Genomic DNA, 20,456 nt, shown 5'->3' with positions numbered 1-20,456 from the left:
TCAGTTATGTCCAGCTCATCAGAATCACTGCGTATCAACAATCACGACCGCACGCTGCTGACCCACTGCCGCCACCACGACCCACATTCTGTTTACGGGTGGCACCCACTTGACAATGGTGACGCAGTATTGCGCACTCGCCAGATTGGTGCCAAAAAAGTCGAATTGGTAACCAAATGCGGCAAAACCCGCGAAATGGAGCCGTTGGGTGATGATATTTTTGGGCTATACATCAAAAAAGGCGGCTCCGGAGGCGGGTACGGTCTTCGCATCACCTGGGACAACGATGCTGTCACTGATACATTTGACCCCTATTTCTTCCTGCCTACTCTCGGCGAACTCGACATCCATTTGATCCGAGAAGGCCGCCACGAACGTTTATGGGAGGTACTCGGCGCTCATGTTCGCGAAATCGAGACCGAAAACTTCGGCCCGGTTTCCGGAACAAGTTTTGCAGTCTGGGCACCAAACGCAGCAGGCGTGGCCGTCATTGGTGACTTTTGCGGCTGGAATCCTAATCAATATCCAATGCGCAGCCTCGGCGAATCCGGGGTCTGGGAAATCTTCATACCGGGTGTGGGCGATGGGGATGTGTACAAATTCGCCATCCACACCCAGGAAGGATGGCGCTTAGACAAAGCCGACCCGATGGCTCGTCGGACCGAGGAACCGCCGCGCACTGGCTCCATCGTCACCACCTCCACCTACGAATGGAACGACGACCAGTGGCTAGCCACCCGGGCAGAGACTGACCATTTGAGCACCCCTATCAGCATCTATGAGGTGCATTTGGGTTCCTGGCGGCAAGGTTTAGGCTACAAAGAGCTGTCCACTGAATTAGTCGCATACGTGAAAGAGATGGGATACACCCACGTGGAGTTCATGCCGATCGCAGAGCACCCGTTTGGTGGATCGTGGGGCTATCAGGTGTCAGGTTACTACGCCCCCACAGCTAGGTGGGGCAGCCCCGACGAACTACGTCAGCTAATTGACGCTTTCCATGCTGAAGGCATCGGCGTCATCATGGACTGGGTACCCGCGCACTTCCCCAAAGATGATTTCGCTCTGGGACGCTTCGACGGCCAAGCCGTATACGAACACCCTGATTGGCGGCGCGGCGAGCAGATGGATTGGGGCACTTACGTCTTTGATTTCGGCCGTAACGAAGTGCGCAATTTCCTCGTGGCGAACGCATTGTACTGGCTGGAAGAATTCCACATTGACGGACTTCGGGTGGATGCAGTCGCATCCATGCTGTATCTGGATTATTCCCGTAAAGAAGGCGAATGGTTACCAAACCAATACGGTGGCCGCGAGAACCTAGAGGCTGTGCAATTCCTCCAAGAGATGAACGCCACGGTGCACAAACTGCATCAGGGTGTGCTCACCATCGCCGAAGAATCTACCTCATGGCCGGGTGTTACCAGCCCTACCGATTTCAACGGTTTAGGCTTCAACTTGAAGTGGAACATGGGGTGGATGAATGACACACTCGTGTATTTCTCCAAAGACCCAATCCACCGCTGCTACCATCACAACGACATCACGTTCTCCATGGTTTATGCCTATTCCGAGAACTATTGCCTGCCGTTTAGCCACGACGAAGTTGTCCACGGCAAGGGCTCGTTGTGGGATCGCATGCCTGGCGACGCTTGGAATAAGGCCGCTGGCCTGCGTGCCCTCTACGCCTACATGTATGCTCATCCTGGCAAGAAGCTGCTCTTCCAGGGGCAGGAATTTGGTCAGGTCATGGAGTGGAGCGAAGCCCGCAGCATTGATTGGGACGATATGGTCGGCTGGGAAGGCGAATACCATGTTGGAATCTCTCAGTTAGTCAAAGACCTCAACGAGCTGTATGCCCAGTCACCTGCGCTTTACACCATTGACAACAATCCTGAGGGCTTCAGCTGGACTAAGTCCGACGATGCGCAAAACAATATTTTGTCGTTTGTACGTTACGGAAGCGACGGTTCCAAGATGCTTTGCGTCTTTAACTTCGGTGGATCAAGCCATCCGAATTACAAATTTGGTGTCCCGGAGTCAGGCATGTGGAAGTGCATTCTCAACACCGACGCAGGAGTCTACGAAGGCGCAAACAACCTTTTAGAGCAAGAGGTTGCCGCGTGGGATACCGGTTGGGATGGCTACGAGCATTCAATCACACTCCATATCCCCGCTATGAGCGCCCAATTCTACCGTTGGGAGAGCTAATAGCCGACTAAAGGCCTGCAGCCGTTGTATGCGGTTGCAGGCCTTTTGCTTTTCGACGCCAAAAAGCGGTGGTGACGATACCATCACCACCGCAGTTAGCAGCCAGCCCCAGCCCAGTACGCAATCCCCAACTCGACCTTTTCGCCTCCTGGGTCGCGAAACCGGTCACAGAACCACAAAAGGTCGAGTTGCCACTAGGAAACGCACCAATTACCCGCCACGTGGCAGTTGTGAATTACTCATACTCACTAATGTGTCCGTAAATCAGATGAGAAAAGACCGACAACCGTGGTAATCGGATGTCGGTCTTTTGCTTTTCGACGCCAAAAGCGGCGGTGACGATACCGACACCACCGCTTTCAGAAGATGTTACTTCTTAGGGATAGCCTTCGGGTTTGGCTGAGCAGGAGCAACTGGTTCTTGGCCTTGTGGCGGAACTGGTGCGCCTGGGATCACGCGCTTAATCACGTTGTAGATGACATAGACCATACCCGCAAGAATCGGCACTACGAGTGCTATCCACCACAGGTTACGGTTCGAAGAACCTTCTGCAGCTGGCGGCTGAGTTGGTGGAGTCGTAGGTGTCGTCGACTCAGGAGTCGTAGGTGTGGTCGACTCAGGAGTCGTAGGTGTCGTGGACTCAGGAGTCGTAGGTGTTGTAGTTGGTGTTGGTGGAACAGTTGGCGGTACCGGCGGAGTGGTCGATGGTGTAGTTGAAGGTGAAGTACTTGGAGTTTCAGTAACTGCTGGCGAGTTCAACAAGCTGATCGCCACATTAGTTTCACCCTTGATAGCAAACCGTGCCTTCTTGCCATTGTCCAAAATCTCGACGTTGTCGGCTGGACTTGCCGAAGCAAATACAGGTTCTGCGAAGCTAACGCCCGGAATCTTGTCCAAGTTGATTTCTTCAAGAGTAACGATGGTACCCGCTGGCAGTTCCTTAGAACCTGAAACAGTGCCGTCAACAGCTACCTTGACTACCTCAGACTCGTTGATCTTACGGCCTGGGTTTGAATAGGTTGCTTTGACCTCAAACATGGTTCCAGCTGGAACGCTTAAACCAGGCGCCGCTTTCTTGGTCAGCTGGAAGCTGCCCTTGTGTACAATCACGCCGCTGATAGTTCCGGAAGAACGCTGGGTGCGGTAAATATGTTGATCAGATTTCTTGGCGAAGATACGAGACTCCACGTTGTTAGTGGTGATATTAGTATCGTCGCTACCAATTGGAGCAGGTTTGCCGGTTGCAGTCTGTGAATAATAGATCACCCGGTAGTAGTGATCAGCCTTCCAACCACCTTCTGGTTTTTCAATTTCAAACTTTAGTGACCGGTCAGCGTCAATCCGTGCATTACGCACGCGATCAGTAATGTCCTTGATCTGTGCATTAGGGGTATCTTCCTCCTGGATTACACAGAACTGGTCGTTGCTATCAGGTTGGCACTTATATTCCAATACCCGAAGCGACTCGCGTGCGCCCTTAACGGTTGGGTCGAAAAATGTGTGTTGGATTTCGCCACCAAGGGTGTCTTGGAAATCTATCGTGGCATCAGGCGCGATTGTGCCTGGGAAATTAATGGTCCAGCGGGCTTTTGTAAAGTCGTCCTCATACCAACCCTGCTTGTAAAACTCACGCCGCATCCGGAGGTTTGGTTCGATGATTCCCCGAGTGCCCGGCAGATCAATCTTGATCTTGATGCCAGCATTCAAAGTTGCCTCTACCTCATCGGTATTCTTTTCCTTCCGTGCTTGCACTTCTGTCGTAAGAGTTCCCTTGACGTTTTCCCGATCAACGAAGGTCTTGTCAAAGGTACAAGTAATCTGTCCCTGATCCGGATCGACCACACAGGTGCCGCCGCGGACTTTGTCTTTATCAACTAACGGGAAGTTTTCGGCCAAGTACACGTGGAATCCATCAGGATAGCGGACGGTGAATTTTTGGCCTTCTTTAACCCCAGTTGGGGCGCTCCATTCAATATTGAACTTGCCAAACTCCCACCGACGCAATTCGGGCACCTCAGTCCCGTGCTGCTGCGACTTCTCCACGGTCACCTTGTCGATGGTGATATTCGCGAAATTATCCTGTGCGGTAGCACGGGGAACCGTGAAACCCGCAAAAATAACAGCGATCGCGGACAGCAGTACCACTATCGCTTTTTCTAAGGATGCCCGTTGGAACATGCCCGGACTCCCTCCTTAATTGATTTCCTAGCTGATTTAAAAAGAAATTAATGCCTATTTAGGTTTAAGACTGGCATATTTCAGTTCTCATCCTAGAGTTCTATTCATCAGCTAAAAACACAGCAAAAATCTTTAATTTATCTTAAAAATTACACACCTTTCCTTATGAAACTTCAGCCAGCGAAAATGCAAACAACCAGCAAGAATAGCATAAATGAAGCGCACCATTGGCCACCTACCTTTGGGGGAAAATAATGTGCTTACTTAATTTTTACTAAAATTAATTAGGGTTTTTCACTTAGGAAATTCATATCTGGCCATATTTTTCAGCTCACAGAAACATCACCTGCGCCGCAGCGCTGTCAAAAAGCGATTTCTAACTGGAAAAATACCATGATTGTTAAATTTTTTTTCCCACATGCGAAATGAAGACTCGTCCTGAAATTAGCCTAAGCATTCAAGCCGGATTCACCCCAAAAGATGCCTCATTTAAAGAAAAGCTATCAATTAGGTCATATTTATATTTTTAACATCTACTTCCGTCGATATTTAATTGAGACCGCATTTTAATCCCGCAATCAAATATTTTAAAAGCAAAATATCTACGATTTGTTACATTGATTATCATCAATTGTAATGCGGTGGTATTCCGGCAACGTATCAAACCCAAAACCAACGTCACTAACTCGTGTCGTCCACGCTGCATTCACCACTGGGAACAGGAATGGTATAGCCGGAAGGTCCGCAACTATTAACTCATGCGCCTTGTTATACAACGCCATTGCTTCATCTTCAGACTGCGCTGCGTCGGCTTGTTTTAACAGGTCATCGACTTCTGCATTCGAGTACTTGGCATCATTTGACACCCCATCAGAAGCATAGTTATTTTCCAAATAGTTTCGAATTGACGGGAAATCAGCGCGCCAACCTGTGCGATAAACACCGTTAAACCGTACGTCATGATAGTCATAGCGGAATCGCGCATGATCCGAGCCGGGTTCGGGGAAAGCATTAATACCCAAATTATTTTTCAACTGTCGCGCAACTTCCGGTCCCCACGCGCGATTATCGCCAGAATCCCAGTTGTAATGCACTGGCACCTCGAAATCGAAGGGATTAATCAAATCTGCCTGAGCCCACAGTTCCCGGGCCCGCTCCGGATCGTAGCCTTCCACCCCGATCGACGCATCAACCCCAGGGATTCCTGGCGGTACAAATGAATATGCAGGCTCGAAAGTACCTTTCAATGTATCTTTCGCAATTTTTTCTCGATCAATACTCAAGGAAATCGCTTGACGACGCAGTTTGCCTTCGATTCCTTGAAAATGCGGCGTCTCCGAGTGAATGCTCAATTCTAAAACGGCAGCACCTGGCTTGGCGTAGAAGCCAAAATCTTTTCGCGCTTTTTCAATATCAGACCCATTGACGTTGTCGAAAACGTCAAGAGAACCACGCTGCAATTCTTCGAAGGGCAACTTCCGGCCTATGAAGAAATTCATCGTCACCCCGTCATTTACAGCTTTACGGGGGCCTTTGTATTCCGGATTCACGCGTAGCTTCAGCGCCTGGTTACGAACCCATGTTTCTACCACATAGGGGCCGCTACTTGTCGGCATCAGATTAAAAACCTGGTCTTCTTTCAACGCGGATTCAGGTTGAGCAGAAAACACCGGATGACTCAATTGCACTAAAAAGTCCGGGGTAGGCTTAGACAGCTCAATTTTGAAAGTTGTGTCGCTGGTTACCGTTAGCCCCCGCATAGATGGCGTTTTTTCAGAAAAACCTGCGATTGGCTGGAAAAATTCCGTGTTGAGTTCGTCCGTCGCGACAATAAAATTCCACGAATCCACGAAACTTCGGGCGGTGATGCGGGAGCCATCAGAAAATTTTAAACCTGGCTGTAATTCGACAAGGTACGTTGTTGGTGATGTTTTTTCGATCGATTTGGCCAAGTCCATGACAACGTTATTGTCGGAGTCTAAATGCACTAGACCGGATGAAATCATCTTCAAAATGCGGAAGCCCGCCGCGTCGCGGGTCATTCCTGGTGTCACCCGCACTTCAGGTTCTTCGCCGTTTACTTGAACGACACAAGGATTGATGTCCGGTTCAATCGCGGAGCAGGCAGTTAGTAATGATGCGCTTGTCGTGATGATGGTTAAAGCCGCCAAAGTTTGTATATAGTTACGCATAGTGCACCACGCTAGAACAGCGCGTTTGCCATTTGCGCGCGTGCATTTAGAACGCGGACGTCTGCGGCGTCGAAAAGCGCAAATAGTTCCAATAACCGATCCCGAATTAATAGTTTCTCTTCGGGAATCTGCGACAATGCGACGACTAACCGACTAAACGCAGCTTCGGCATCGCCTGCCGCAATCAACGCGTCAGCGGCTGCAAAAACTCGCTCAACATTATGTGGCTCAGCATCTGCCGCAGCAATCGGATCAGTGTTGCGATCAGCCTGCTGTAACCGCATCAACAGCCGTGCATTATCACGTGCAGCTAATGCTTCCGCATTTTTCGGGTCTTGAGCAAGAATCGACTCATACACCTCAATCGCCCCTGAAAAATCACCGGCATTGAGTTTTTCGGTCGCAGGCGCGAAGCGGGAATCCTCCGCCGAACCTGTCGTACCGGAGGATTCCGTTGATGCTGCAGACAAGCCGGGAAGCTGGCCAGCAACAGCGGCAACGACGGCTTCAACCCACTGCTGTAGCGCAGCTAATGGCTGTCCCCCCTCGAAATTTGCGATAGGTTGTCCCGCTGCCAACGCCACCACAGTAGGCAATCCCGCTATGCCAAACATTTGGGCCACTTGAGGCGTCGCATCAGCATCAATGTATCGAAATACGAAGGTACCACCGGCTTGATGTGCCAATAACCTGAAATCTGTTTGTAGTTGTTCAGAGTCTGGACTACGCGATGTGCCAATTAAGACGATGACAGGCACTTGAGCTGAACGCTTAATTAACTCTTCCTCAACATTATCCATCGTCAATGTCGCTACTAGTTCAACTCCCGGCCCCGTTTCACCGCCGCTAGTCGCCTTAGCTTGTGCTTCGGCTTGAGCCCGTGCCTCGGCACGAGCTTTCACCTCCCCTAGGTCGATGGCGCCAGCGACAAAACGGTTAGGGGTGGATTGTGGAAAAGTCACTCAATATCCTTTAGTCAGTAAAATCAACACGTGCGCAAATAAAGTTTATATAGTGGCAGAATACCGAAAACCAAACGCCACCACATCTTTTGATCTCTTATTTCTCAAAATCAATAAGATGGCGTTCAACAGATTCCACTTTGCCTCGCAACTGTCCCGAAACCCCAGGGCGAATGTCGGCTTTAAGCACCAACCCTACCCGAGGCGACACTGCCAAAACCGCTTCGGTGGCGGCCTTGACAACCGCCATAACCTCATCCCACTCCCCTTCAATCAGGGTGAACATGGCATTGGTCTCATTAGGAAGCCCAGACTCGCGCACTACCTTCACCGCGGCTGCAACAGCTTCACTCATTTCGGCATAGGCGTTGGGGACTTCTGTCGGTGCGACTGAGAAAGCAATGATCATGGTTTTTGATTGTATCTGGTTCCGCGCATGATTTTCGTCCCTTGTATGTGTAGAAAAGGGAAACGAACAATATTTGCGTTGATTACGAATGTGACGACAATGAATATTTGAGATTTTTCACAGCCAGACCGTAGGCATATCACTCCACACACTACTACTATGGCGATTATGAGTCATGACATTTCTGCAATCGAAATCCCCCACGAACTTGTCGTTTGTTTAGATCACGTTGGGATTGCTGTCCCTGATCTTGATGCTGCAGTTGAATTCTACCGTTCCGCTTTTGGCTGGGTTAACCACCACCAAGAAACTAATGAAGAACAAGGCGTCGTCGAAGCAATGATCGGGCCGAAAAATCTCGGCTCCACGGATGGCATGATTCAGCTTCTTGCGCCGTTGAATGAAGAATCGACCATCGCCAAGTTCATCGATAAGAAAGGCCCTGGTTTGCAGCAGATGTGCCTGCGCACCTCCGACATCGACGCATTGTCTGATCATCTGAAAGAACAAGGCGTCCGGTTGCTTTACCCAGCCCCAAAGGTTGGCACTGGCGGCGCAAAGATCAACTTCGTTCATCCTAAAGATGCAGGTGGTGTGCTCCTAGAAATCACCCAGCCTGTCGCCTAAAAGTAACTAAAAAAGTTCCTTGAACACCTCGAGATGTGTCAAGGAACTTTTATTTTTGCTTATCGACGCTCCCAACACGGCGTATGCCAATGTCTACGGTCCTCCGCACCGCGACCAAAATCCTTCGGCCACGCAACAACATGAGCAATGCCCGGCGGAATATTCTGATTACATCCAGGGCACACGTAGAATTTTACCGCAGCGTGGCTACCAATCTGGCGAACGAAAAACGTTGCCCCATTAGTCCAACGCGGACCAGTTACTTCACTAACCCCTAAAAAGCTCGCACCGTTCACAGGTAACTGACGAGAGAGTTCCGCACGACGCCTGTTCTTTCTAGCCACTTAAAACAACCGCAATTCCGTTGACTCAATTCCGCGCAGCGAATCATAATCCAAAACTACACACCGAATACCTCGATCTTCCGCCAGCGTGCGTGCTTGCGGTTTAATTTCCTGGGCAGCAAAAACTCCTTCGACTGGGGCCAAGAGCAAATCACGGTTCAATAATTCTAGGTACCGGCTCAACTGTTCTACGCCATCGATGCCGCCACGACGCTTTACCTCAACCGCAACGGTTCCCCCACCGCTATCCCGACACAGAATATCCACGGGACCAATTGGAGTGGGATACTCTCGTCTAATCAGATCATAGCCCTCGCCGAGTGTTTCGATATGCTCAGCTAAAAGCTCCTGAAGATGTGCCTCTACCCCGTCTTTCACCAACCCGGGATCCTCGCCCAGATCATACGACAAATCGGAATGGATAGCCTCAAGGGTAATCCGAAGTTGCTCACCCTTCTTATTTTCAACCACCCAGAAAGCAGCCATCTCTTCCGAACCGTCTGAATTTTCTGGACGATCAAGCTCAGTCAACGTGCATGGCGGAGTCATCCAATTCAGCGGCTTATAAGCCCGGTCATCAGCATGAATAGATACGGAACCATCAGCTTTAACCATAAGCAACCGATCAGCCGAGGGCAGGTGTGCTTCCAACCGGCCCACATAATCAACGGAACATCTAGCAATAACAAGGCGCATGCTGAACAAGCGTAGTCGAATTACAACCAGACTTAGGGATTCTTGTGCCGCATTCGACGTTTTAACTCGCTTGGGCTGATTTTATCCGTGCGAGAATCCGGGGCTGCCTCAACCCAGGAAACAAACGCCATACGGCCATGGGTGGACATTTGGGCCTCATAATTGACACCATTATGGCTAAACATCATGATCGGCGTGTCAAAAGGCACGAAGGAGGCTTCGTGTGCCTTTAAGTCCCGTTGACCATTTAACTGCACCTCGTAGCGGTCAAACACCGCATCAGCGGCTGGGCTTAACGAACGAATTTGGTAAAACTTCACTTCTTTACCGGCATATTGCAATAATCCATTACGCCAACCATGATTGCCTTCGGCTGGCATTCGGCGCATGATCACTGGAATGCCGCTTGAACGAATGCGAAAAAACCGATAAGCCCCTAACCCCACAACGACGAGAAAAACCACAACGAACCCCCAATACGCTGCTGTAACCCACATGACGGTTGACACCTGCTACACCCCTCACGCCGCTAGTTTTCGTCACCTAAAAACACGCTTGTACATCAAACAAAGATGGAGATTTCTAAGGTTTTCTCGTATATCCGCAAAGTTTACTCCGCAAATCAATTGCACGAAAAATCCCGATTATATTGTTATCCCTATATCAGACAAACGAATGACCCCCATCTCCATTACCCGCTAGGGTTTCATGGAAAATGGGGGTCAGTTTTAACCGCTGGTGGAAGCTTAAAACCGCATAAACATAAGGGGCATTAAGACTCCGCACTCCTGCGGACTGCCTTTAGCTCGGCCTCAGCACGTGCTCGGATGTCCTCATCACTATCCTTAAGCAGCGATTCTGCCTTAGAGGAATCTACCTCGTCGGACCAAATTGCAAAATCTGCCAAAATAGTGACTTTATCCTTATCGACGGAGAGATACCCGCCCTGCACTGCGGCAACCAATTTGTCGCCTTCGGTCGGGCGAATAGTCACGACGCCATTATCGACAAGTTTGCCGAGTAACGGCTCATGGCCAGGCAGCACACCGATCTCACCTTCGGTGGTTTGTGCGGTAACGATCGTGGCTTTTCCAGACCACAACATACGCTCCACCGACACCAGTTCAACGGTGACGTCAGCCATGTGCTCGCCTCCCCTACTTTTCGGTCATCTTCTTGTATGCAGCTTCAACATCGTCCAAGCCACCCAAGCCGTTGAAGGCCTGCTCTGGGTAGTGGTCGAAGTCGCCGTTGCAGATGCGCTCGAAAGCGTCGATGGTGTGGCTCAATGGGACATAGGAACCTGGGATACCGGTGAATTTCTCCGCCACGAAGAAGTTCTGACCCAAGAACCGCTCCAGGCGACGAGCGCGCTGAACGGTGATCTTATCCTCTTCGGACAGTTCGTCCATACCGAGGATGGCGATGATGTCCTGAAGTTCCTTATTCTTCTGCAGAATGTGTATTACTCGCTGTGCCACTTCGTAGTGACGCTCACCAACAATGCTTGGCTCGAGAATACGAGAAGTGGAGGTTAGTGGGTTCACAGCTGGGTAAATACCCTTCGATGCAATGCCACGGTCCAATTCGGTAGTCGCGTCCAAGTGAGCGAAGGTGGTTGCTGGAGCTGGGTCGGTGTAGTCGTCAGCAGGGACGTAAACGGCCTGCAGCGAGGTAATCGACTTACCCTTGGTTGAGGTAATACGCTCCTGGAGAATACCCATTTCGTCAGCCAAGGTTGGCTGGTAACCCACAGCAGAAGGCATACGGCCGAGCAGGGTCGAAACCTCGGAACCTGCCTGGGTGAAACGGAAGATGTTGTCAATGAACAGAAGCACGTCCTGGTGCTGGACATCGCGGAAGTACTCTGCCATGGTCAAACCGGACAGCGCAACGCGCATACGCACTCCTGGTGGCTCGTCCATCTGTCCGAAGACAAGAGCGGTATCCTGAAGCACACCCATCTCTTCCATTTCCAAGAAGAGGTCGGTACCTTCACGGGTACGCTCACCCACACCAGCGAACACCGATGTACCGGAGAATTCGCGAGCGATACGGGTAATCATCTCCTGGATAAGAACGGTCTTACCCACACCGGCACCACCAAACAAGCCGATCTTGCCGCCTTTAACGTAAGGGGTAAGCAGGTCGATAACCTTAATACCGGTCTCAAGGATTTCAGTCTTACCTTCAAGCTGGTCGAATGGCGGTGGATCACGGTGGATGCCCCACTGTTCACCATCGCGACCTAAACCTGGCTCGTCGAGGCAGTCACCTAGTGCGTTGAAGACGTGTCCTTTAACGACGTCACCAACTGGCACGGAAATTGGCTTGCCTGAGTCGGTTACAACAGCACCGCGAACGAGACCGTCGGTAGGCGCCATCGAAATGGTACGCACAAGGTTATCGCCCAAGTGTTGAGCAACCTCAAGGGTAATGGTTTTAGCGACTGCTTCGAGGGTGACCTCGACAGTCAGCGCGTTATACAAGGCCGGTAGCTCGCCGCGCGGGAACTCCACGTCGACGACCGGACCGATGACGCGCACGACGCGGCCGGCAACAGCCTGCTGCGTGTTCTGCTCTGTGAGAGCTGTGGTCATAATCTAGTCACTTTCTCCGCTTTCGGCGAGCGCACCAGCGCCACCGACGATCTCTGTGATTTCCTGGGTGATCTGTGCCTGACGTGCCTGGTTAGCCACACGGCTCAAGTCCTTGACCAATTCCGTGGCGTTGTCAGTAGCAGACTTCATCGCGTTACGACGAGAAGCCGATTCCGAAGCCGAGGCCTCAAGGAACATCGCGAACAAGGTACGAGACACATACTGCGGAAGCAGTGTTTCCATCAGAGTGTCTGCATCTGGTTCAAACTCATAATCTGGCTCAGGCTCGCCGACATTATCCAAAATGCCGTCGCCTTGCGGGATTTCCTCGATCTCCACTACCGGGACGATTGGCAAAAGCTGATGAGCACGTGGGGTTTGGGTCAGCATGGATTCAAATTCGGTATACACTATGTGCACCGAATCGAAGCCTTGAACAGCTTCGCCTTCCTCAGAATTTAGCCCCTCACGATACCTGGCGGTGCCTTCGGAACCAGCCAGGAAGCCATCAATGAGGTGCCGGCGAACATCATGAGTACCAGCCCATGTTGGATCTTGAGAAAATCCGGTCCAAGCACCTGCATAGTTGCCGCCACGGAAGTTGTAGTAACCAACACCCTTGTTGCCCGTGATGTAGCGAACTACTTCGTAACCTTTTTCGGTCAGGAGCTTTTCCAACTCAGCTGCCTTTTTGAACACGTTGTAGTTATAGCCGCCACACATTCCACGGTCACTGGAGACAACCAAGATAGCTGCGCGCTTTGCGTTGTCGCGTTCGCGCAACATCGGGTGGTCGAGTGAACTCGCTGAGGCCAGACGTTCCATCACCTTGTGGATTTCGGTGGCGTATGGTTCAGAAGCTTCCACGCGGGCTTGGGCCTTGGTGATGCGCGAAGTTGCGATCAGCTCCTGAGCCTTTGTGATCTTCTTCGTCGAATTGACCGAACGAATACGGTTACGTAGTTCGCGAAGACTAGCCATATCTTAACGCCTCCTTCCTTTCGTTTGATGGGTCATCTTAGTAAGGATCATCTCTTACTTCTTGACCGTCAGCGTTTGTTTCTTAACCTGCTCAGCAGGCAAGGCATCAACCTCAGCCTCGTTGATAACCGGAGTACCATCGGTGGTCTGGAAGGACCTCTTAAAGGCATCGGTCTGAGCGATGAGTGTGTTCTGGGATTCTTCCGAGAGCTGGGCACCACCAGCAATTTGCTCATAGACCTCGGGGGCCGATGAGTGAAGATGATCATGCAGTTCTGCCTCGAAGCGGCGAATATCTTCGACGGGAACGTTGTCGAATTCGCCTTCACCCGCAAGCCAGATAGAAATAATCTGGTGTTCGACGGATTGCGGTGAATTTTCAGCCTGCTTGAGCAACTCAACCAAGCGTGCACCACGGTCAAGTTGAGCCTTGGAGGCTGGATCGAGGTCGGAAGCGAACGTAGCGAATGCCTCAAGATCACGGTAGGCAGCGAGATCCAAACGTAAGGAGCCAGAAACCTTCTTCATACCCTTGGTCTGGGCTGCACCACCAACACGAGAAACCGAGACACCAACGTTAATTGCTGGCCGGACACCCTGGTTGAACAGATCGGACTCCAAGAACACCTGACCGTCGGTAATGGAAATTACGTTGGTAGGAATGAAGGCGGAGACGTCGTTAGCTTTGGTCTCAATGATCGGCAGTGCGGTCATGGAACCTGCGCCCATGTCGTCGGAAAGCTTAGCAGCACGTTCCAACAGGCGGGAGTGCAGGTAGAAAACGTCACCTGGGTAAGCCTCACGGCCCGGCGGACGACGCAGCAACAGGGAGATAGCACGGTAAGCTTCAGCCTGCTTGGTCAGATCATCGTAAATGACCAGCACGTGGTACCCCTGGTACATCCAGTGCTGCCCTAAAGCGGCACCGGCAAACGGGGCCAACCACTTGAAACCAGCGGAGTCGGATGCAGGTGCTGCAACGATGGTGGTGTATTCCAGCGCGCCATGCTCTTCTAGAGTCTTGCGCACTGCGGCAATGGTGGAACCCTTCTGGCCAATAGCCACGTAGATGCAGCGCACCTGCTTGGTCTTATCGCCGGTTTCCCAGTTTGCCTTTTGGTTCAAAATGGTGTCGATACAGACAGCGGTTTTACCGGTTTTACGGTCACCAATGATCAACTGACGCTGACCACGGCCAATGGGGGTCATGGCGTCAATAGCTTTGATGCCGGTCTGCATAGGCTCACCAACTGGCTGGCGCTGCAGCACAGATGGTGCCTGCAGTTCAAGGACACGGTCCTCTTCAGCTTCGATGGCCCCTAGGCCGTCGATAGGCTGACCCAGTGGGTTGATGACGCGGCCGAGGAACTTGTCGCCGACCGGGATGGAGAGAACGTCGCCAGTCCTCTTTACTTCATCGCCTTCTTTAAGTGTCTCGTAGTTACCCAAGACAACGACGCCGACGCGGTCGGTGTCGAGGTTCTGTGCGACGCCAATAACGCCGCCTGGGAACTCGAGCAGCTCATTTGCCATTACAGATGGAAGACCAGATACCTGGGCAATACCATCAGCGGTGGAAATGACCACGCCGACCTCCTCACGGGAGGCCTCCGCGGAGTAGCTCGAGGTGTAGTTCGCAATCGCGCTACGGATCTCATCGGAGGAGATCGTAAGCTCCGCCATGTTCTTCCTGCTCTCGGTAGTTTTTTCCAGCAATTACTTCGTTTATTTAAAAAGTCGTGTTTTAGACGAGGTTAGCGCGCAACCGCTCGAGTTTACCCGAGGTGCTGCCGTCAATTAATTCGTCGCCAACGCGGATAACCATGCCGCCGAGGAGGCTGGGATCAACCTCAGAGTGGATGGACATCGCACGACCATAGATGCGCTCTAGCTTCGTTGCCAGTGCCTGGTTCTGTGTGTCATTGAGCGGCGCTGCAGAAACAACGTAGGCAACCTCGCAGTCCCGTAGGGAAGCTGCGAATTTCGACAATGCGTCGATATCGTCAATAGCGTTGTTTTCTGGGCGGCCAATAACTTGAAGTGCGAGGGCTTCTGTCACCGCAGTGACCTTGCCGTACAACACCTTCGCCAACAGGTCGCGCTTCGCGGCACGATCTGCACTGCGATCATCGAGACGCAAAGTCAATTGTGCTTCCTTGTCCAGGAGTCGAGATAGCTGGAAGAGTTCTTCCTCTACCTGCATCAGTTGACCTTGTTTGTCTGCGGACCGCAGGAGTGCGCGGCGTCCCAGTTCCACCAAACCTGCGCGGAATTCCCGCGGGGTGGACCACACTTGACGAGCCGCAACAATAAGCAGCTCAAGTGTGAATTGGGAAACCTTACCGGCGAACACAGCAGAAACCAGACCAGAACGTTGTTCAGACTTAAGTGCGGAATCTGCGACTGCGATCCGCAACGTGCGGTCTCCGTCGAGAGTATCCACGATGCTAAACAATTCGCTGCCAGTCTGGGCGGCAACAGCTACGGCGTTACCCGACTCGTATAAAGACTTGTCGAGGTATTCGGATACATACGCCAATGCGTCGCGACTTGCTGCGTGCATGGTGCCTACTTTCCTGCTGGGGCTACGGTGTCGAGTTCGGCCAAGAAACGATCAATGGTGCCGGAACGCTTAACGTCCTCGGACAGCTGCTCACCCATGAGGCGTTCAGCCAAATTGATAGCGTTCTGTCCCATCTCGCGGCGAAGCTCTTCGACAACCAGCTCGCGCTGCGCTGCCAATTGCTTTTCACCGGACTCGATGATGCGGGCGCTCTCCTCGGTAGCCTTCGCCTTTAGGTCAGCTTCAATTTGCTTACCTTTTTGGCGTGCTTCCTCGCGGATCTCTGCTGCTTCAGCACGGGCTTCAGCGAGCTGAGCATTGTACTTCTCAAGGGCTGCCTTTGCTTCAGCTTGCGCAGCTTCAGCACGTTGGATGCCGCCCTTGATCCGGTCCTCACGCTCGGTCAGGACTTCCTGGAACTTCGGGAGAACGAGCTTCCAGAAAAGAAGCCCAATAACAACGAGCACAACGAGGGACCAGACGATGTCGTATGCAGCTGGCAGAAGAACATTTGGCTGCTCTTCCAGCGGGAGGGATTCGCCTCCGGCTGCCATAAAATTAATGACGTTCGTCATGAATCTCTTGCTTTCGTGTGTCGTTGGGTATTAGAGGATGAAGCCGGCAGCGAGGCCGATGAGGGCAAGAGCCTCAACGAAGGCGATACCAAGGAACATGGTGGTACGCAGTTGGCCAGCCATCTCAGGCTGACGTGCCATACCCTCGAGAGCCTTACCGACGAGGATGCCGATACCCAAGCCTGGGCCGATGGTTGCCAGGCCGTAACCTACGGTAGCGATGGAACCGCTGATACCTGCTTGCGCAGCTTCCTGAGCCAGAATGACTTCGTTCATGAGAGTGTCGTTCCCTTTCTAGTTGCCCAACGCGTGGTGTTGAGCGATGAGTTTTGGTTTGTGTAAGACTTGGTGATCCGATTGGATGCACTTAGGTCAGTGTTCGTCTGCGTGCAGGGACAATTCAATATATACGGCTACCAACAGCGCAAAGATGTATGCCTGCAGGAAAATAACCAACATTTCGAAGAGTGTGAACGCAATGCCCGCAACAATTGTGAGAGCGGACAGCGAGGTCCAGCCGTTGAGCTGCCAGAAGAAGAAGTTTGTAGCAGAAAACAGCAGAACCAAGATGATGTGTCCAACAAGCATGTTTGCCATGAGACGCACAGTCAACGTGGCAGGGCGCAAGATGAACGTGGAGAGGAACTCCAGCGGGATGACCAAAATATGAAGTAGTGGATTGAGATTTGGAACAACCACAGAACTCTTCAAATATTTGAAAAAGCCATACCGCTTAGCACCTGCGTAAATGAAAGCGATATATCCGAACAACGCCAGCACTAATGGCATACCAATTCGTGCATTTGGCGAAATATTGAGGAACGGAATGATCGAAGGCACATTCATAAACAACACGACAAAGAAGATCGTGGCCAATACCGGTAGGAATCGGCGACCTTCTTTTTTGCCGAGGATTTCTTCAGCAATGTGAATCCGAACGAAATCCAGCATGATTTCACCAACGTTTTGCAAACCAGAAGGAATCAACTTCGGGTTCCGCATTGCAACGAGGAAGAAAATAGCCAGAATCGCTGCCATCAACAGGCGGACGAACATCAGACGGTCGATTGTGAACCAGCCATTCGCCACATCGGCGAACCACAGGGCATCCGGGAAAAATTCGTGTCCGAGCGAGGGTGCGTGGAACTCACCCTTGAAGGACAAAGTTGTAACGCTCAGCGTTCTCTCCCGTGTTCGGGCCGCGACTTTAAGTGGAAAGTCACGGTGCGATGGACGTCTATAAACTCTCTGCAACCACCACGGACTCCGTCGCACATCAGCATGGCGATCGCAGGGGACAATTGTCGGAACATCCCACAAGGCTGCGAATATTCCAAATAAACCCACCGATTAGACTAGCAGCCTAAACCCAATATTTCCCACATGTTTCTAGGGGTAATTCACCCCCGATAATCAGCATCTCAATCGACCCCCACTGAACAGGGAAGAACGTCTAATTGTAAGCTTTATCACAAAAATAGTCGGGGGTAATTTTATTACCCCTAAAACTCCCGTTTTTACGTTTTCACGCCAGTTACCGCAAGCATGACCATGCTCAACCCACCCCGTTATAAGGTGGCGCGATCTGGGAAGCTTCCACCCCCACCGGAATTCCCACATTTTTCTGCCCTCCCCTGTTAGGGACATGAAAGAAAAAAATCCCACCGCATAGCTATGCACTGCAGGCTATGTCTGGGTGGGATTGAACCAATAAATAAGGATGCTACCTAGCTAATATATGTGACTTTTGAGGTTATGACTCCATACACTTCGGTTCCCAACACAACGACCAACGAAACCACAACCGTTACGAATAGTGCGATTGGGTCGTAGAAGGTTTTGTTTTTAAGAAAATACAGCACAATAAAGACAACAACGATTTTTAGCAACCAGCCTCCCAGCACCACGGCGCCGGTCACGGAAGCGTTCGTTTTAGCAGTAATAAGGACGTTAACGACGGTAAGAAGAACGAATCCACCTCCGATGGCGGCGCCGACTAAAACCCCCAAGATCCCTGGCAGATCCCGGAACGATCCCCACACAGCTAGAGAAATTATGGTGATAATAACCAACGCTATTGAGCCAAATTTTAAAGCCCGGAAAAGCGGTCTCCGTTGATCATCGTATGGGGAACCTTCTTCCGCCGATGATGAAGCACCTAGATCTGTATTGTTGTTGCTGCTAGTCACACCGGGCGATTCTACCGAACCCCCTGAACTTTGGCTAAACGTTTTTGAGCTAGGATTCGCTTTTCGACGCCCCACCTGGTCGGTGCCGCACCACTTTCATCGTGGGCGTCGGGTTTTCTATCCGCGCCCGCCGGACTGGCCCGCTGGTCACAATGGTCGCAATCACGACGGCGATAATGAAGCTCACAGTAGCCAACGTTGGCGGAATGATAGAAAAACTCACCGCACCGAACGCCACCACGGACACCCACAGATATAAAACAAGAACGACTCGACGATGAGTGTGCCCCAGCGACAACAATCGGTGATGCAAATGCATCTTGTCCGGGCTAAAAGGTGATTTTCCGTTTTTTAGCCGACGCACGACCGCCAGGAAAAGGTCGAGCAGTGGTACGAATACAGCAGCAAAGACCACGATGATAGGTGAAAGTAGCGCTACCATATCCACCGCACCATATAAGCCCATATTGATTTTCCCGCTCGCCGAGGTGGATGCCGCCGCCAGCAGTAATCCGATGAGCATGGAGCCAGAATCTCCCATGAATATTCGGGCCGGCTCAAAGTTATGCGGCAAAAAACCTGCACAGATCCCAACCAAAGCGGCAGCGATAATCGCTGGTGGATAGGCAGACACCATTCCACCTTGGTCGTGCAAAATGGTCAGTGAGAAAATGAGAATCGCACCACCTGCGATCATTCCTAAACCAGACGCCAAACCATCTAACCCATCAACAAAGTTGATAGCGTTTATCAAGGTTACTGTAAAGAACACGGTGAGAAGCACGGACCAAAATTGGTCGAGCAGTAACGTCGTCCCGCCGCCAAAAGGGACAAATAGCAGTGTCCAATTAAGACCCAGCAAGCTCATGACTAAAGCCCCAAGTATTTGACCAATAATTTTGGTGAGCGCGTCTAGTTCCAAAAGATCATCAAGCACACCAACAATGACAATGACGAAACCACCCCACAGCACCGCATTCATTTCCGGCGTTATCGGCTGAAACCCTCTAGTCAAGGCTGGAAGCTGGTCTGCAAGGTAAACTGCGCCAACGAAACCCGAAAACATTGCGACTCCGCCCAGACGCGGCTTCGGGATTGAGTGCACATCCCGCTCCCGAATCTCCCCGACCTGGCCCGACCGAACCATACTGTACCGCACGAGCCCAGTGGTCAGATACGTTAGCGCGGCGGCGACTAAAACTATAAGTCCCAATTCACGCAGCGGGACACCCGCAACCCCGGTGCCCATCTATCTCAGGCTTTCCGCAGTTACTTTCAGTACACTGGCGATGCGATCTGCGGAGACAGCGCCTTCTCTCAGTAACCGGGGTTGAGAACCGGACAGATCGATAATTGAAGAGGCTAAGCCTTCGGCACATTCACCGCCATCAAGGTAAACGTTGACCGCAGCACCTAGCTGTTGCTTCGCCATCGCTGCAGTTGTTGCCGGTGGTTGCCCAGAAATATTGGCACTTGACACGGCCATGGGGCCGGTTTCCCGCAAAAGTTCGATAGCAACTGGGTGCAGCGGCATCCGCAACATGACAGTGCCATTCGTGTCACCGAGATTCCACATCAAGGATGGCGCTTGTGGCACCACTATGCTCAGCGCCCCAGGCCAAAACGCTTCGATGAGCGTACGGAGACGTTGATCATAGGAATGGACGAGACCGCGAGCTGTCTCCCAGCTGCCAACCAGCACCGGTACTGGCATATCCGGTCCGCGTTGTTTTGTATTCAACAACCGGTTCACAGCGTCATTATCGAAAGCATCGCAGCCCAGCCCATATAGCGTGTCAGTAGGCAGAACAACCAAGCGACCAGATTTGACCGCCGAAACGGCTTGTTTAATTCCGGCAGCCCGAGTATCAGCGGTAGCGCAGTCGTAGATTCTGCTCACGGTTTATCTTCCTCCATGTGGTCGCGATT

General features: G+C 51.6%; 21 protein-coding genes. 2 read left to right on the top strand and 19 right to left on the bottom strand.

Going from position 1 to position 20,456, the window contains the following annotated elements; all coding sequences use genetic code 11:
- The first annotated feature begins 6 nt into the window (after positions 1-6).
- Positions 7-2,211, top strand: coding sequence for a 1,4-alpha-glucan branching protein GlgB (gene glgB / locus CMUST_RS06325; RefSeq protein ID WP_047261804.1), 2,205 nt, complete (start codon positions 7-9; stop codon positions 2,209-2,211).
- Positions 2,212-2,218: 7 nt separating this feature from the next.
- Here the strand turns inward: glgB and CMUST_RS17025 are convergent, their stop codons facing one another.
- The 5 genes from CMUST_RS17025 to CMUST_RS06305 all read right to left on the bottom strand — a co-directional run bounded on the left by CMUST_RS17025 (position 2,219) and on the right by CMUST_RS06305 (position 7,952).
- Complete coding sequence (locus tag CMUST_RS17025; RefSeq protein WP_236690173.1) at positions 2,219-2,380, bottom strand: hypothetical protein; 162 nt, start codon at positions 2,378-2,380, stop codon at positions 2,219-2,221.
- 200 nt (positions 2,381-2,580) lie between these two features.
- Positions 2,581-4,389 carry an Ig-like domain-containing protein gene (locus tag CMUST_RS06320; RefSeq protein ID WP_047261803.1) on the bottom strand — a complete coding sequence of 603 codons (1,809 nt, stop codon included), beginning with the start codon at positions 4,387-4,389 and terminating at the stop codon, positions 2,581-2,583.
- A 602-nt stretch (positions 4,390-4,991) separates the two neighbouring features.
- Entirely contained in the window at positions 4,992-6,581 is a 1,590-nt protein-coding gene (locus tag CMUST_RS06315) for a peptide ABC transporter substrate-binding protein (RefSeq protein ID WP_047261802.1), read from the bottom strand.
- Between the two features lie 11 nt (positions 6,582-6,592).
- Positions 6,593-7,543 carry a tetratricopeptide repeat protein gene (locus CMUST_RS06310; protein ID WP_047261801.1) on the bottom strand — a complete coding sequence of 317 codons (951 nt, stop codon included), beginning with the start codon at positions 7,541-7,543 and terminating at the stop codon, positions 6,593-6,595.
- A 97-nt stretch (positions 7,544-7,640) separates the two neighbouring features.
- Positions 7,641-7,952, bottom strand: coding sequence for an MTH1187 family thiamine-binding protein (locus CMUST_RS06305; RefSeq protein ID WP_047261800.1), 312 nt, complete (start codon positions 7,950-7,952; stop codon positions 7,641-7,643).
- A 168-nt stretch (positions 7,953-8,120) separates the two neighbouring features.
- Between CMUST_RS06305 and mce the strand changes: the two genes are divergently transcribed.
- Positions 8,121-8,579, top strand: a complete 459-nt coding sequence (gene mce, locus CMUST_RS06300) for a methylmalonyl-CoA epimerase (protein ID WP_047263436.1) — start codon at positions 8,121-8,123, stop codon at positions 8,577-8,579.
- A 59-nt stretch (positions 8,580-8,638) separates the two neighbouring features.
- On the opposite strand, the gene CMUST_RS16325 is transcribed toward mce, so the two are convergent.
- The 14 genes from CMUST_RS16325 to CMUST_RS06235 all read right to left on the bottom strand — a co-directional run bounded on the left by CMUST_RS16325 (position 8,639) and on the right by CMUST_RS06235 (position 20,427).
- Positions 8,639-8,923 (bottom strand): hypothetical protein, encoded by a 285-nt coding sequence (locus CMUST_RS16325; RefSeq protein ID WP_083987439.1) that lies wholly within the window; start codon positions 8,921-8,923, stop codon positions 8,639-8,641.
- A complete protein-coding gene (gene nucS, locus CMUST_RS06295; RefSeq protein WP_047261799.1) occupies positions 8,924-9,619 on the bottom strand; it encodes an endonuclease NucS in 696 nt (231 codons plus the stop codon). It abuts the gene before it with no gap.
- Positions 9,620-9,651: 32 nt separating this feature from the next.
- Complete coding sequence (locus CMUST_RS06290) at positions 9,652-10,128, bottom strand: DUF2550 domain-containing protein (RefSeq protein ID WP_236690172.1); 477 nt, start codon at positions 10,126-10,128, stop codon at positions 9,652-9,654.
- A 263-nt stretch (positions 10,129-10,391) separates the two neighbouring features.
- A complete protein-coding gene (locus tag CMUST_RS06285) occupies positions 10,392-10,763 on the bottom strand; it encodes a F0F1 ATP synthase subunit epsilon (protein WP_047261797.1) in 372 nt (123 codons plus the stop codon).
- A 13-nt stretch (positions 10,764-10,776) separates the two neighbouring features.
- A complete protein-coding gene (gene atpD, locus CMUST_RS06280) occupies positions 10,777-12,219 on the bottom strand; it encodes a F0F1 ATP synthase subunit beta (protein WP_047261796.1) in 1,443 nt (480 codons plus the stop codon).
- A 3-nt stretch (positions 12,220-12,222) separates the two neighbouring features.
- The gene (locus CMUST_RS06275; protein ID WP_047261795.1) at positions 12,223-13,200 is read right to left on the bottom strand and encodes a F0F1 ATP synthase subunit gamma; all 978 of its coding nucleotides are present in this window, start codon (positions 13,198-13,200) and stop codon (positions 12,223-12,225) included.
- Positions 13,201-13,254: 54 nt separating this feature from the next.
- Positions 13,255-14,883, bottom strand: coding sequence for a F0F1 ATP synthase subunit alpha (atpA, locus tag CMUST_RS06270; protein WP_047261794.1), 1,629 nt, complete (start codon positions 14,881-14,883; stop codon positions 13,255-13,257).
- 61 nt (positions 14,884-14,944) lie between these two features.
- Positions 14,945-15,763, bottom strand: a complete 819-nt coding sequence (locus tag CMUST_RS06265) for a F0F1 ATP synthase subunit delta (RefSeq protein ID WP_047261793.1) — start codon at positions 15,761-15,763, stop codon at positions 14,945-14,947.
- Positions 15,764-15,768: 5 nt separating this feature from the next.
- The gene (locus CMUST_RS06260) at positions 15,769-16,338 is read right to left on the bottom strand and encodes a F0F1 ATP synthase subunit B (protein ID WP_047261792.1); all 570 of its coding nucleotides are present in this window, start codon (positions 16,336-16,338) and stop codon (positions 15,769-15,771) included.
- Between the two features lie 30 nt (positions 16,339-16,368).
- The gene (locus tag CMUST_RS06255) at positions 16,369-16,614 is read right to left on the bottom strand and encodes an ATP synthase F0 subunit C (protein ID WP_047261791.1); all 246 of its coding nucleotides are present in this window, start codon (positions 16,612-16,614) and stop codon (positions 16,369-16,371) included.
- A gap of 96 nt (positions 16,615-16,710) precedes the next feature.
- The gene (gene atpB, locus CMUST_RS06250; RefSeq protein WP_047261790.1) at positions 16,711-17,502 is read right to left on the bottom strand and encodes a F0F1 ATP synthase subunit A; all 792 of its coding nucleotides are present in this window, start codon (positions 17,500-17,502) and stop codon (positions 16,711-16,713) included.
- A 563-nt stretch (positions 17,503-18,065) separates the two neighbouring features.
- Positions 18,066-18,527: a hypothetical protein gene (locus tag CMUST_RS06245; RefSeq protein ID WP_047261789.1), complete on the bottom strand. Its 462-nt coding sequence runs from the start codon at positions 18,525-18,527 to the stop codon at positions 18,066-18,068.
- Between the two features lie 49 nt (positions 18,528-18,576).
- Positions 18,577-19,776 carry an MraY family glycosyltransferase gene (locus CMUST_RS06240; RefSeq protein WP_047261788.1) on the bottom strand — a complete coding sequence of 400 codons (1,200 nt, stop codon included), beginning with the start codon at positions 19,774-19,776 and terminating at the stop codon, positions 18,577-18,579.
- Positions 19,777-20,427, bottom strand: coding sequence for an L-threonylcarbamoyladenylate synthase (locus CMUST_RS06235; RefSeq protein WP_047261787.1), 651 nt, complete (start codon positions 20,425-20,427; stop codon positions 19,777-19,779).
- Positions 20,428-20,456 lie beyond the last annotated feature (29 nt).

Origin of the sequence: Corynebacterium mustelae (genome assembly GCF_001020985.1) — a bacterium.
GTDB lineage: Bacteria > Actinomycetota > Actinomycetes > Mycobacteriales > Mycobacteriaceae > Corynebacterium > Corynebacterium mustelae.
Note: the sequence above shows the minus strand (reverse complement) of the source record. Positions and strands in the feature narration are given on the sequence as shown.